The sequence below is a fragment of the Synechococcus sp. H55.8 genome (assembly GCF_047462375.1).
In the GTDB taxonomy this organism is placed as follows: Bacteria; Cyanobacteriota; Cyanobacteriia; order Thermostichales; family Thermostichaceae; genus Thermostichus.
The window spans coordinates 1-12654 of sequence record NZ_JANSJC010000026.1 but is presented as its reverse complement, the minus strand read 5'-3'; the positions used below and the strand labels follow the sequence as shown (position 1 = coordinate 12654).

13 protein-coding genes and 1 tRNA gene are annotated in these 12654 nt (G+C 58.3%); 6 read left to right on the top strand and 8 right to left on the bottom strand.

All coding sequences use genetic code 11. The features are described 5' to 3' along the window. Positions 1-78 precede the first annotated feature (78 nt). On the top strand, positions 79-591 hold the full coding sequence (locus tag NW862_RS10680; RefSeq protein ID WP_414427168.1) for a zinc ribbon domain-containing protein: 513 nt from the start codon (positions 79-81) through the stop codon (positions 589-591). A 115-nt stretch (positions 592-706) separates the two neighbouring features. Here NW862_RS10680 and NW862_RS10675 read toward each other — a convergent pair whose 3' ends face one another. Beyond that, on the bottom strand, positions 707-1666 hold the full coding sequence (locus tag NW862_RS10675; protein ID WP_414335065.1) for an ABC transporter permease: 960 nt from the start codon (positions 1664-1666) through the stop codon (positions 707-709). Further along, positions 1666-2706, bottom strand: coding sequence for a glycine betaine/L-proline ABC transporter substrate-binding protein ProX (gene proX, locus NW862_RS10670; protein WP_414349064.1), 1041 nt, complete (start codon positions 2704-2706; stop codon positions 1666-1668). Before proX ends, NW862_RS10675 begins: the two co-directional genes overlap by 1 nt. Positions 2707-3208: 502 nt before the next feature. On the opposite strand from proX, the gene NW862_RS10665 reads away from it, so the two are divergent. Continuing rightward, positions 3209-3427 (top strand): hypothetical protein, encoded by a 219-nt coding sequence (locus NW862_RS10665; protein WP_414349065.1) that lies wholly within the window; start codon positions 3209-3211, stop codon positions 3425-3427. Positions 3428-3569: 142 nt separating this feature from the next. On the opposite strand, the gene alaS is transcribed toward NW862_RS10665, so the two are convergent. Then, positions 3570-6239 carry an alanine--tRNA ligase gene (alaS, locus tag NW862_RS10660; protein WP_414349066.1) on the bottom strand — a complete coding sequence of 890 codons (2670 nt, stop codon included), beginning with the start codon at positions 6237-6239 and terminating at the stop codon, positions 3570-3572. A gap of 282 nt (positions 6240-6521) precedes the next feature. Between alaS and NW862_RS10655 the strand changes: the two genes are divergently transcribed. Further along, positions 6522-8177, top strand: coding sequence for a protein kinase domain-containing protein (locus NW862_RS10655; RefSeq protein WP_414334317.1), 1656 nt, complete (start codon positions 6522-6524; stop codon positions 8175-8177). A 43-nt stretch (positions 8178-8220) separates the two neighbouring features. Here the strand turns inward: NW862_RS10655 and NW862_RS10650 are convergent, their stop codons facing one another. Next, positions 8221-8709, bottom strand: coding sequence for a hypothetical protein (locus NW862_RS10650; protein ID WP_414334319.1), 489 nt, complete (start codon positions 8707-8709; stop codon positions 8221-8223). A 49-nt stretch (positions 8710-8758) separates the two neighbouring features. On the opposite strand from NW862_RS10650, the gene NW862_RS10645 reads away from it, so the two are divergent. Next, positions 8759-8832, top strand: a tRNA-Asp gene (locus NW862_RS10645). Positions 8833-9121: 289 nt separating this feature from the next. On the opposite strand, the gene NW862_RS10640 is transcribed toward NW862_RS10645, so the two are convergent. After that, positions 9122-9700, bottom strand: coding sequence for a Uma2 family endonuclease (locus NW862_RS10640; protein ID WP_414334321.1), 579 nt, complete (start codon positions 9698-9700; stop codon positions 9122-9124). A gap of 162 nt (positions 9701-9862) precedes the next feature. On the opposite strand from NW862_RS10640, the gene NW862_RS10635 reads away from it, so the two are divergent. After that, positions 9863-10045: a hypothetical protein gene (locus NW862_RS10635; RefSeq protein WP_414369186.1), complete on the top strand. Its 183-nt coding sequence runs from the start codon at positions 9863-9865 to the stop codon at positions 10043-10045. Here the strand turns inward: NW862_RS10635 and NW862_RS10630 are convergent. From NW862_RS10630 to NW862_RS10620, 3 genes are all read right to left on the bottom strand, one after another. Then, positions 10007-10735, bottom strand: coding sequence for a type 1 glutamine amidotransferase (locus NW862_RS10630; protein ID WP_414349067.1), 729 nt, complete (start codon positions 10733-10735; stop codon positions 10007-10009). The two genes, NW862_RS10635 and NW862_RS10630, sit on opposite strands and share 39 nt — an antisense overlap. A 192-nt stretch (positions 10736-10927) precedes the next feature. Beyond that, entirely contained in the window at positions 10928-11872 is a 945-nt protein-coding gene (locus NW862_RS10625; protein ID WP_414427167.1) for an ADP-ribosylglycohydrolase family protein, read from the bottom strand. 75 nt (positions 11873-11947) lie between these two features. Beyond that, entirely contained in the window at positions 11948-12280 is a 333-nt protein-coding gene (locus tag NW862_RS10620; RefSeq protein ID WP_414349069.1) for a hypothetical protein, read from the bottom strand. A 174-nt stretch (positions 12281-12454) separates the two neighbouring features. Here NW862_RS10620 and NW862_RS10615 point away from each other — a divergent pair. Next, positions 12455-12654 (top strand): phage integrase N-terminal SAM-like domain-containing protein (locus tag NW862_RS10615; RefSeq protein WP_414427166.1); only part of this gene is annotated, 200 nt, incomplete at its 3' end.

Genomic DNA, 12654 nt, shown 5'->3' with positions numbered 1-12654 from the left:
CGCTCTGTACCCGTAGGGTCAGAGCCGCTTGGGAGAGGCGGGAACATCCCAGTTGTGAATAGGTATAATACTCCCATCATGAGAACTGCTTACCAGTACCGCTTGCGTCCTACTCCCAGGCAAGTCGCCTGGATGGACGGCTGGCTTGAGCCGCTGCGTAGGCAGTATAACTATCGCTTGGCAGAACGCTTCCGCTGGTGGGAGCAAAATCGCTGTGACATTCATGCTTGCTCCTTAACGGTCTGTCACCTGCCCCAGTTGAAAGACCAGCCCACCTTCTACTCCCAAAAACGAGACTTGGTCAATACCAAGGTCCTGGTTCCCGTTCGCGCTAGCGGGACTGGGTTGCTGACCATTGCAGTGGATCCCCGCGGCAGCAGCCAAGAGTGTTCAGGGTGCGGTCGAGATGTGCCCAAAAAGCTAGATGAGCGGTGGCATGATTGTCCGCATTGCGGGTTGAGTATTGGCCGAGACCAAAACTCGGCACTCATTATTAAATCCAGAGCGGTGGGGCGTCCCGTTCTTAAAGCTCAGGAAATGTCCTGCTATCGCGCAGGAGTCACTGTTCGCGAAGCGGGACGTAGTCCTTGAAGCCCGCACTCTATGCGTCAGCATGAGTGCGGGAGTACGTCACGTACTCCCTTTTCCCCTGTTGGGAGAGGAGAGTCCGAGCAACGTTCCAATAACGCCCGAACGGCCAGAGATCTCAGCCAAGTTCGCGCTGCCTGCGCATTCGCCACTGCTGCCAGCGTTGCCAGGCCCAGCCAATCGGCCCGCGCCGATACCAAAAGCGCTGAAAGTCTGCTTGCCCAACCCGTTGGGTGACCCGATCCAGCAGAATGGCCAGCAACAGGATCCCAAGCCCGCCGGTGGCCGCCATGCCCACGTTGAGGCCGTTGAGACCCCGCAGCACCACCAGCCCCAGCCCCGGCACCGCGATCATGGAGGTAACCACCGACATGCCCAGGGCAAAAAGCACGGTTTGGTTAACCCCGGCCAAGATGGTGGGCATGGCCAGAGGGATCTGAGTTTCCCAGAGGATCTGCTGGGGAGTAGCACCGAAGGCCAAAGCTGCCTCCACCACCTCTTCGGGCACCTGTCGGATGCCCAAGTTGGTCAGGCGAATCAGGGGCGGTAAGGCATAGATCACCGTGGCAATCACGCCGGGCGCCTCTCCGATGCCGAAGAGCATAACTACCGGCACCAGGTAAACAAACACCGGCAGGGTCTGCATCGCATCCAAGAGCGGGCGCAACAGCTTCTCAAAGGGATCCGACCAGGCACACAGCACCCCCAGCGGGATCCCGAGAAGCAGGCAGATGGCAACAGCCGTCAGCACCAAAGACAGAGACACCATCGCCGGCTGCCAAGCGCCGACAAAGCCGATGAGGCTGAGGGCCAAAAAGGCGAAGATCCCCACCTGGCGACCCGCCAGTTGCCAGGCCACCGCCGTCAGAGTTGCCAGCACCACCGTTGGAGGGGTAGCGAGAAGGAGGTGCTGCAGGCTGCGCAGCAAGCTGTTGATGGGCAACCGCAATGTCTGAAACACAGGCCGAAAGTGGGCAACCAACCATTGGACGCCGTTGCTGACCCAGCTTTCCAAGGGGATGCGCACCTGATCAAAGGGATCCAGCAGGCCACTCCAGAGCAGAGTGAGATCCGCCATTACCTGACCACCTGCCTCGCCTGCTGCAGCCAACGGTCGAAGAGCTGACGATTTGCCGCAATCCATTCCAGCGCATGACGGCGGATATCCTCAGGGGATCTCTCTCCGTCGTGAACCCGCTTTTGCTGAGCATTCACATCCTCGATGGGGATGGAAACCAGCTCCAGCCACCGCCGCGCCACTGGGTTGTCCCGCAGATAGTCTGCCCGCGCCACCACTCGAATGCGATCTACCGCAAAGCCCAAATTGCGGCCATCCACGAGGGTGTTAACCGTGCTGACATCCGCCTGCTCCGCCGGCAAGCTGGTGAAGGGCACCTCTAGCCAGGCAACATTCTCGCCGGGCTTCAGGAAAGCTCCTGCCCAATGGGGGGAATAGGCATAGGCCAAGATGGGCTCCCCCTGTTGCAGACGGGTGATCGTGTCGGCGATCAGAGCGTCATATTCCCCCTGCACAAACTGGACGGTGTCGGTTAGCTCATAAACTTTTAGGTGATGTTCGGTAACCGCCGCACAGCCCCAGCCGGGGTTGCACCCCACCAAGTCGGCCTTGCCGTTGCCATCGCTGTCGAAGAGGCGGGCAATTTGGGGATCGCGCAACTGCCCCAGATTTTGGATGCCATGGGCTTCTGCAGTCGCTTTGTCGATCAAATAACCCTGCACCGTATTGTCCACCAACACCCCTACCCGCTGCAGCCGCTCTTCACCGCCATTGTTCACAATCATCGGGTAGTTCAGGTTTTCCCAATGGGCCGTGAGAAAATCTACGTCGTTGCTGGCCAGAGCGGCATGGGCCAAAGCCACCTGAAGCTGTTGCGTGGGCTCAACCTGATAGCCTAGTTCCCGCAACCCCTCGTTGATGATCTCGGCCAAAAATAGCGAGTAAAAATTGGTCGAGGCAGCAGGCCGGATCACCTTACCCTCTGCCCCGGCTCTCCTCTGAGAAAAGACCGGCGATGAAGCTGGGGATCCCATTACAAAGGCCAACCCCAAACTCAACAGGACGGCAGAGCGGCCCAGCGAAAACAAACTCTTAACCATTGCCAAACAAGCTCCAAAGTGCAAGATGACACCGATGCGTCTTGGAATGCTTAACCCAGAGATTTCCAGTTTTTAACTGATTTTTAACCATCTCTTGACTTGCATTTTTGTTGATCGGCATCGCTGTGCTGAGCCGATCTTAACAGCTTTGCGATGCAGCCCTCAGACACGACAGGCAAGATTTGCATCAAGACTGTAAGCAGGAAGAATTTTTACTCAAAAGCTGGGTCTACAGCCCCGTCTTTTTGAGGATTGGGCCCATGTATGCAAAACAACCAAGTGGGGATCCCTCAGCAGCTTGAAGCACTGTCAAGTTGGGAAGGATTGGAAGCCGATCCATTCCCATTTGGGATGGCAGGATCCCCGGCTCTTTTCTGCGCGCCCAGAAGCGGCAACGGATGCGGGCTGGGTTGCGAGCTTGGCGTAGGGATCCCGTGGCTGCGGCAGAGCCTGGGGCAAGCTGGTATAAGATTTTCTTTCCCCGCCATCCCAGGTAGATAGCATGAAAGCACACGAGTTCTGGGCTCACACCGACAGCCAAGGTCAACTGATTTTGCCTGTGCAGGCGCAGGAACAATTGCCCAAAAATCAACTTGTGCGGGTGCTGGTGTTGGTGGATGAGGGGGAGCCGGCAGATTCTTCACAAGAGCAGCAGCCCACCGCCTCATCAGACGAGGAGCATCTTGGGTACGGAGACACCGTTCCCTACGACGGCATTTAAGTTCACCTGAGTTCACCTCAAAGCGCGCTGTCAACAGAGGGGATCTTGGCCGGACAGCCGCCAGCGGTTCAGGTGGGAGACGCACCGCGAGCGCTCCGGGCCGCTTCCCTCCCCTCCGCCCTCTCTCAGGGGGAGAAGGAAGTTAAGAGCTCCGCCCCGCCGCCGCGATCAGCTCTGCTTGCAACCGTTCCTGGGCCGCCTGCAAAGCCTCTGCCAGTTTCTCCGGTTGCTTGCCACCGGCTTGGGCCAAGTTGGGCCGTCCGCCGCCGCCCCCCCCGGTGAGTTTGGCGATCTCGCCGATGAAGGAGCCTGCCTTCAGGCCAAGTTGCTGCACCGCCGGGCTAAAGGCGGCCACTAGGCTGACCTTGCCGGCTTCCGGCACCGAGCCCAGCACCACCGCCCCTTGCCCCAGCTTGTGGAGCAGATGCTCGGCGGCGGTTTTGAGGGCCTCGGCGGGGGTGGATCCCAGTTCCGCCACCAAGATCTTGAGATCTCCGACGGCAGCCGCCGCGGACAACAAACGTTCGGCCTGCAGCAAAGCCAACTGGCTGCGCACCTCCTCCAGCTCTTTTTGGGCGGCCTTCAGCTCCGCCTGCAGGGCGGCGACCCGCTCCGGCAGTTCCTGGGGCTTGGCCTTGAAATGGGCGCTCAGCTCCCGCACCACCTTGTCCCGCTCGTTCAGGTATTCCAGCACCGCCGGCCCGGCCACAGCCTCGATGCGACGGATCCCGGCAGCCACCCCGGTCTCGGCGATGATCTTAAACAGGCCGATCTCGGCGGTGTTGTTGACATGGGTGCCACCACACAGCTCCATCGAAACGCCCGGAAAGTCGATCACCCGCACCTCGGCGCCGTATTTTTCCCCGAACATGGCCACGGCTCCTTTGGCTTTGGCCTCCGTTAAGGGCATGATGGCCACCTGAGCCGCATGGGCCTCGGCAATCCAGGTGTTCACCAAGTTTTCAACCTGTTCCAGCTCCGCGGGGGTGACGGGTCGGGAGAGGGTGAAATCAAAGCGCAGCCGGTCAAAGGCCACCAGGGATCCCGCCTGGCTGATGGAGGGATCGACAATTTTTTTCAGGGCTGCCTGCAGCAGGTGGGTGGCGGTGTGGTGGGCCTGGGCGCGCCGCCGACAGGCCAAGTCGATCTGAGCTTGCACCGGATCCCCCACCCGCAGGATCCCGCGTTCTACCCGGCCAAAGTGAACAAACAGATCCCCTTGCTTTTGCACATCTTCCACGCGCACCAGCAAGCCGTCGCCGGAGAGGTAGCCACGGTCGCCGATTTGCCCGCCAGATTCGGCATAGAAAGGGGTGCGATCCAAGACAATCTGCACCGCTTGCCCTGCCTCCACTTGGGGCACCGATTTTCCTTCCACCAACAGGGCCTCGACCACGCCGCGGGCAGAAGATTGGCTGTAGCCCAAAAACTCTGTTTGGCTGAGAAAATCGGCCAGCTCGTCCAGGGATCCCTGGGCCGTCAGGTCGATGGTCTGGTGGGCGGCGCGGGCCCGCTGCCGCTGTTTCTCCATCTCTTGCTCAAAGCCCTCTAGATCCACGCTGAAGCCGCGTTCCTGGGCAATTTCTTGGGTCAGCTCCAGCGGGAAGCCGTAGGTATCGAAGAGCTTGAAAGCGTCGGCACCGGAGATCTGCTTTGGCGAGCCGCCGTTGCCAGGGGAAGATTCGACGGCAGCAAACAGATCCAGCAGCAGCCGTTCCCCCCGCTCCAGGGTCTTGAGAAATTGCTCCTCTTCCCGCTGCAGCTCGGTTTTGATCAGGGTTTCTCGCTCCCGCACCTGAGGATAGGCAGCCTCGGCCAACTGAATCGCGGTCTCTACCACCGGAATGGTAAAAGGCTCGCCGATCCCCAAGAGCCGCCCGTGGCGCACCATCCGCCGGATCAGCCGCCGCAGCACATAGCCCCGATCCACATTGGAAGGAAGCACCCCATCGGCAATCAAATGCATCACCGCCCGCGCGTGATCCCCGATCACCTTCAGGGAGATCTGCTGCTCCGGGTCGGCCTTGGCGTAGTTCAGCCCGGCGATCCCAGCCGCCGTTTGAATGATGGGAAAGATCAAGTCGGTCTCGTAGTTGTTGGGCACCCCCTGCAACACCTGGGCCAGCCGCTCCAACCCCAGGCCGGTGTCGATGTTTTGCTTGGCCAGCGGCATCAAGTGACCCTCGCTATCCCGGTTCAGCTCCATGAACACCAGGTTGTAGATCTCCAGGAAGCGGGAGTCATCCTCCAAATCGATCCGCTCATCCCCCAGCTCCGGCTTGAAGTCGTAGTAGATCTCAGAACAAGGGCCGCAAGGGCCGGTGGGGCCGGCAGCCCAGAAATTGTCCGCCTCTCCCAGGCGCTGGATGCGGTGGGCCGGGATCCCTACTTCATCTCGCCAGAGGGCAAAAGCCTCTTCATCTTCGTGAAAGACGCTCACCACCAGCCGTTCCGGCGGCAGGCCGAACACCTCCGTCACCAGCTCCCAGGCCCAGACAATGGCCTCTTTTTTGAAGTAGTCGCCGAAGCTGAAGTTGCCCAGCATCTCGAAGAAGGTGTGGTGGCGTGCCGTTCGCCCCACATTCTCGATGTCGTTGGTGCGCACACATTTTTGGGCGGTTGTAACCCGCGGGTACTCTGGATCCCGATGTCCCAAAAAGATCGGCTTAAAGGGCAACATGCCGGCAATGGTCAGCAGCACCGTCGGATCTTCCGGCACCAGGGAAGCGCTGGGCAACACCTGATGGCCCCGCTGGGCGTAGAAGTCCAGAAACGTTTGCCGAATGGCAGCACCGGAAAGAGCTGGAAACATGACAGGGCAAGATGGGTGTATTTATCAATTCTAAGTTTTCTGCCTGCGGGGCAGTCTAGCCCTTGTTGTCTTGACCTTGTTTCCCCCGCCCTCATCCGCGGAAAACTAAGCGATTTCTCCGATTATCCCCAGGGGGGGCAGACGCTAGAATCAGCCTAGCTGAGGCAGTTGTGCAAAATTTGTTTCTCCTTGGTCTAACCTGTATGTATCTATCACAACTGGCCTGTCCAGTTCTCGGCTCTGTGTCGGTTGTCCGGATCGCCAGCCGGTAACCCCAAAGGTATGTCCAACTGCTACTGCCTTAACCCTGCCTGCTTGCAACCGGAAAACCCGGCCGACGCCTCCACCTGTGCCGCCTGTGGCCATCCCCTTCTGCTGCGCAACCGCTACCGGGCCTTCAAGCGCATCGGCCAGGGGGGATTTGGCGCTACTTTCTTGGCCCGCGATGAGGACATGCCTTCCAAACCTTGGCGGGTGATCAAGCAGTTGCGCCCGGTCGAGGGATCCCCGCAACTGGCCAAGTTGGCGGAGGAGCTGTTCAATCGCGAGGCCCAAGTGTTGGAGCGCCTCGGCGAACATTCCCAGATCCCCAAGCTCTACGCCCACTTCCAGGAAGGTGGCAAGTTCTACCTGGTGCAGGAATTTATCCAGGGCATTACCCTCTCGCAGGAAATGCGTCGCCATGGGCCCTTTTCGGAAGCACAGGCCCGGCAGGTGATGCAGGAGGTGCTGCTGATCCTCAGCTATGTCCACAGCCACAACACCGTTCACCGCGACATTAAGCCAGCCAACCTCATTCGCCGCAAGGAGGATCAGCGGCTGGTGTTGATCGACTTTGGAGCTGTGAAGGAGCTGGGGCCAGCCCAGGAGCAGACGGCGGAGGTGACTGCGATCCGCTCCCTTGGCTTTTCTCCCCCAGAGCAAGTGGCCGGCCAGGCGGTCGGTCCCTCCAGCGATCTCTACGCTCTGGCGGCTACCTGTATCAACCTGATGACGTTGCAATCTCCGGCCAGGTTTTATAACCATGAGACGGGGGAGTGGGATTGGTCGGATTGCCTACAGCTCAGCCCCGAATTCGACGCCATTTTGCACCGCATGTTGCAGCCGGCCATCAACCAGCGCTTTGCCACCGCTACCGAGGTTTTGCGGGCGTTGCAAGGGATCCCGGTGGAGAAGGTAGGCGGCCCCATCTCCCAGCCCATTGTGCTGTCCGACTCTCCCCTGTCTCCAGGCTCCTCGGTGATCTCCGGCTATTGGGCCAAGCACCGCTCCGGCGGTTTCTCGCCCACTCCTCTCCCTCAGTCCAGCGCGGGGGGAATGACGGGCGGCAGCCCGGTAGCCATCCCCTCTGAGTGGGGGAGCAGCACCGGTTTCGCCCAAGTGAGCCGAGCCAGCAGCATCACCAGCGGCGGGCGGATCAAGCCGGCCACTCCACCGCGGATCCCTTCCATGGCGGGGGCCGATCTGCGGGGAAAGTCCTTTGCCAACCAAAACTTAGCCGGTTACGATTTGCGCCAGGCTGATCTGCGTGGAGCCGATTTCTCAGGGGCCAACTTGCAGGGGGCGGATCTGCGCGGCATCCTCTTCAACACCCCTCAACCCTATTGGCTGCAGGTTTTGGGTCGACTGTCTGGATCGGCCAAGACGTTGGGAGGGATCCTGGCGGGCTTAGGGGGGCTGCTGGGCTCGGGTATCCTGGCCTTTTTGCTGGTCCGCCTGACCACGGGTGATTTGGTTTATGCGTTGGGAGCGGCTGGGATCGCTTTTTTGGTGGCCAGCTCGGTGCTCTGGTCTGTGACCGGTAGGGTTCGTTTGGCTCGCCATCCAGAAGACCAGAGCAAGCGCTTTACCAACTTTTGCAAAGCCGATCTGCGGGGGGCACGGATGGACGAGAAGCTGCGGAAGTTTGCCCGCCGACAGGGGGCCATCTTGAGTTGACAGGGGGTGGCAGAGCGGGGATCCGGCTTTGTGATAAGTGTCATCAAGCCGGGGAGGCCCCTCTGCGAAGGGATTGGTTGACCTGTTCTGTCAGAGCTCGGCAGGCCACGGTTTTGCCCTGCTGCCGATTCCCAACTTGGTCGTAAAAGACAATGCCATCAGCCCGGGAAAAGCCCAACGCCAAGAACAACAGCTCCAAAACCCCAAAAGACACAGTCTCCAACTCCGGCGCTCGCTCCCTCAGCTCCGCCAGGGTGGCCTGGGCGTCTTCCAGGTGGCCGAAAGCCGGGATCCACACATGGCTGACCGGTTCGCCTCCCGGCGAGGACTCTGTCTGGTCGGGCTTTTCTACCACCCGCACCGTCAGCCAGCCGCCATCGGGATAGCGCAAGGTGGTGTATTGCAGGTGATCCAGATGTTGGGCCACCTGGGTGAGCACATCCGCCACCTGTTGCATCACCGCTGCTGGGATCCCATTTTGCGGAGCGCTATCCACAAGGGCTGCGGCCTGCCCTGCCAGACTCACCACCATGATTGACAACAATCCTCATCCAGATTCAAAATAGATATTCGCAGCGATTGGGGCTGTAGTTCAATTGGTTAGAGCACCGCCCTGTCACGGCGGAAGTTGCGGGTTCGAGCCCCGTCAGCCCCGTACTCCTGAACACACTCTAACCTAGGAAGTTTCCTGCAGTCTCGTTATGGCCACGCAGCGCTGACCGCTCCCAGGCTCTTTTCCCTCGCTCGTAGGAGGGTGGCTGCATTCCCCCAAAGACCGGAAGCAGCGCTGAGAGGATGTTTTCCTTTGGAATGACCATGGGCAGGGCGTGTTGCAAACGGCATCGGCAATGTAGATAGGGCCATCGTAGGTTTGAATTGTGTCTGCGAGGAGCCGGTTCCCTTCCCGCTAGCGGGCCGTAGGCCCTAAACGTTGCAGGATGCAGCTAAGACCAGATCTGGCGGATGGGCAAGGTAAAGCCGGGTAGCACCTCTTCCCCTGAGAGAGTTTGCGGGTCTTCCAGCAATTCCGGCGCCTTCCCTGCCCGGTAGATCATCGCCCGCTTGCCCTTGGGATCCAGCAGCCATCCCAGCCGGCAGCCGTTGTCCATGTACTCCTGCATCTTGGCCTGGGTTTGAGTCCAAGAGTCGGTGGGCGAGAGGATCTCCACCACAAAATCGGGGCACAAGGGCAGAAAGCCCTGACGGGCTTCCGGATCCAAAGCTTCCCACTTCTCAATCGGGATCCAGGCTAAATCGGGAGAGCGGTCGCTGCCCGAAGGCAGAGAAAAGCCGGTGGAGGAATCAAATGTTTTGCCCCGGCCCGATTGCCGATTCCAAAGAGTTAGATCTGTGGTGATCTCGGCGCTCCAGTGGCCCGTTTCTCCCCCGGTTGGAGACATGATGACCAGCTCTCCTTGGGCAGTGCGTTCCAACTTCAGCTCAGGATTAGCGGCACAAAGCCGGATAAAATTCGCCCGCGTCAGGGTTATCAAAGGGCTTAAATTGAGCGTCAAAGTCGTCATGGCAGGAATTGGGCGTTTATTTGTCTATTGTCTATAAATTGCAGGGCGTTTTGCCTTGGAGACCGACAGGCGAGCTAGCGACCGGCCCTTTGTTCGCCAGCAAATTGGAGTAGACTGCTGCCGAGCAGGGGATCCTGAATCAAAAATTAAGCGACGACTTTTTTGAATCTTCGCCCCACGGGATCCCTGCCGCCACAGTTTCGGACTCACCTGGAGCCGAACTACCGCACCTCAGACCCGATGTACAAGCTCAACTTGGCCCTAGAAGAATTGCCCCGCTACACCGCGGCCCCTGCTGAAGTGCCCCTAGAAGTGGTCGGTTCTGCCACGACTGCACAAGAATGAGAGCACCTCACCCATCAAACTGTTTATTGCTTGGTACTTTTCGGGTGGAGCTGCAAGAATGGCTGCCTCAGATTGCACATATGTAGATGGCAACAGTTCGTCGCGGCAGTGGGAGACAAGCTCTTGCGCCGCTTCTGGCGTGGTTTCCAAGTGAAACTGGAGGCCGATCACTGAGCGCCCAAGCTGAAAGGCCTGGTTCTCACAGCCTTCGCTCTTGGCAAGGTGAATTGCACCGGGTGGCAGCTCAAAAGTTTCCCCGTGCCAGTGGAAAACCTCAATTGAGGGCGAGAAGCGAAAGGTTAGCTCATCAGGGGGCTGTACCCCTTGTACCGGCCACCAACCTATTTCCTTAACGGGATTTGGAAACACTCGGCTACCCATTGCGCTGGCAATCAGTTGTGCCCCCAGACAGATGCCCAAAACCGACTTGCCGGCCTCAATGGCATTGCGGATAAACCCCTTCTCCTGCACTAGCCAAGGAAACGCCCTTTCATCATTGGCGCTCATAGGGCCGCCCATGACGATGAGCATGTCAAATTCATCCAGGCTAGGCAATCTCGTCGATTCAAAAAACTTTGTGCCCGTTACCGGATATCCCTTGGCTTTGAGCCAGGACTCTATGTAGCCGAGACCCTCAAACGGCACATGTTGTAAGTAGTAGGCACGCATACTGATTTCAATGACTAACACCGCAGTCCAGCATAGCTCCTGGGATTCCCTTGCTGGCAGTGCTTCCGGGATTAGAAGGTCAAGTTTCCCAAGGCTGAAGTTCTTCTCGATCTGCCGATTGCGTCATGCTTGGGGATCTCTAAGCTGTCACTGCTTCCGGTTTTATCTCTACTAGGAGTAAAGAGTAGACGAGATGGGATCCCTTCTCATCACTCACAAGCTGTTAGGGCTGGCAACATAACGGTATGCCGCTCTCTTCTTGCTCGCGCTGTACAGCCGGTCAGCGAGCTCCGCAATCTCCAAATGTAACGCAAGCCGTTCTAGCCAGGCGACAGGAATTCCTTGTACACCATAGTACGCTCCTGCCACTTGCCCACATACCGCAGCGGTTGTGTCGGCATCGTCGCCTAGATTTGCCGCCATGAGAACCGCTTCCTCAAAACTGTGGGAACGAACGAAACACCACATCGCCGCTTCCAGACTGTCCACCACATACCCGGAGCCGCGTATCTCATCTTCCGGCTTTTGACAGTAGGCTCCACGGGCAATCGCAACGATCTTCTCGGCCCCCACGAATGTCTGGCTGTCACCCAGAGCAACCTCATCCTTTGAGCTACCAGATAACGCCCGACAAATGATCCGCGCCAAAAGACGACAAGCGTCTAGGCATTCCGCCGCACCGTGAGTAACTCGGGAACTCTCCGCTGCAAATCGTTCTGCTGCTTGCAGGTCCGGGAAGAAGAACATAGGAATCGGCGCTAACCGCATTATGCATCCATTGCCGGCTAAGCGCGGATCGCTTGACCCGGCAAAGGGGTTTCCTGTCTGGCGAAACCTGCGCAATGCAGAGGTGGTCGTAGAACCTATGTCGAAGCATGTCCCAGTACTGCTCAAGTAACCCGTCTCGGCCCACTTGCAATAACGCCTCATTTGATCATGAGCGTCGAACCCGTTGCACTCAACAAGGCTGGTTGCCAGGCAAAGCGCCATCGAAGTATCATCAGTCCACTGGCCTGCACGGAGATGGAATGGACCTCCGCCGACCATATCCGTCAGCGGTGTAAAGCTTCCCCGTGGGCGAAACTCAACGGTAGTGCCGATAGCATCCCCAACGGCAAGACCGAGAAGACACCCGCGGAAACGGTCTTGTCGCTGCATCTGTGTTCTCCCAAGTGGGGTAACGTTTGAGCTCAGTCCGCGGCCCGTCAGGGCCGTCGCGCCTGCAGCGATGAGTTAGGAGTACTCAATATCTATTAAAACCTTTCCTTTACTACCAGCACCAACATTCACTTTTACCCCCTCAATGGGGACATCTAGATGGAAGCCTGCCTGCTCATCCATCATAATTTTCATCCGCTTTGCCCCGTGTTCTTTGCCCGCCTTGATTAGGTCAACGGCTACCTTCGATTGCTTCTCTACGGCTTTCCCAGGTTCTAGAAAATCGAAGACCTTATCAGCGATCCAAAAGAACGGAGCATAAATTTGGCCAAGAACAGGAATTTCACGGAGATCTTTGATTGCGCTCCGAAAGCCATCTCTTGTTGTCAGGTCATAGTTGCTTTTCATAATTGGCACCTTGTCGGAAGGACTCCTAACAGTTGAACTCACCCGCCGTCAATGACTTAGAGTGCTGAAGATAGCCTAGCATCCAGTCGGGTGCAGTGATTTGTTATATTATGTAAATTTTTCGCTATTCGCCTCTACTACCCACCAACCCCAGCGCCCCCTCACCAACAACCTTTGGAGCAGGTCAGTGATGCTCTCCGAGTCAAGCACTACTCCTACCAGACTGAGAAATTTTATCTTCTCCGGATCCGTCGATATATCTTGTTTCACAACAAGCGACACCCCAAGGAGATGGGTGGCGAGCAGATCAATGCCTTCTTAACCCACTTAGCGGTGGAGGAGAGGGTGGCGGCGTCCACGCAGAACCAAGCTCT

What these genes read in the sequence shown, in the direction of transcription:
- NW862_RS10680 (WP_414427168.1), top strand. Translation starts at nt 79, where the DNA reads ATGAGAACTGCTTACCAGTACCGCTTGCGTCCTACTCCCAGGCAAGTC.
- NW862_RS10675 (WP_414335065.1), bottom strand. Translation starts at nt 1,666, where the DNA reads ATGGCGGATCTCACTCTGCTCTGGAGTGGCCTGCTGGATCCCTTTGAT.
- proX (WP_414349064.1), bottom strand. Translation starts at nt 2,706, where the DNA reads ATGGTTAAGAGTTTGTTTTCGCTGGGCCGCTCTGCCGTCCTGTTGAGT.
- NW862_RS10665 (WP_414349065.1), top strand. Translation starts at nt 3,209, where the DNA reads ATGAAAGCACACGAGTTCTGGGCTCACACCGACAGCCAAGGTCAACTG.
- alaS (WP_414349066.1), bottom strand. Translation starts at nt 6,239, where the DNA reads ATGTTTCCAGCTCTTTCCGGTGCTGCCATTCGGCAAACGTTTCTGGAC.
- NW862_RS10655 (WP_414334317.1), top strand. Translation starts at nt 6,522, where the DNA reads ATGTCCAACTGCTACTGCCTTAACCCTGCCTGCTTGCAACCGGAAAAC.
- NW862_RS10650 (WP_414334319.1), bottom strand. Translation starts at nt 8,709, where the DNA reads ATGGTGGTGAGTCTGGCAGGGCAGGCCGCAGCCCTTGTGGATAGCGCT.
- NW862_RS10640 (WP_414334321.1), bottom strand. Translation starts at nt 9,700, where the DNA reads ATGACGACTTTGACGCTCAATTTAAGCCCTTTGATAACCCTGACGCGG.
- NW862_RS10625 (WP_414427167.1), bottom strand. Translation starts at nt 11,872, where the DNA reads ATGCAGCGACAAGACCGTTTCCGCGGGTGTCTTCTCGGTCTTGCCGTT.
- NW862_RS10620 (WP_414349069.1), bottom strand. Translation starts at nt 12,280, where the DNA reads ATGAAAAGCAACTATGACCTGACAACAAGAGATGGCTTTCGGAGCGCA.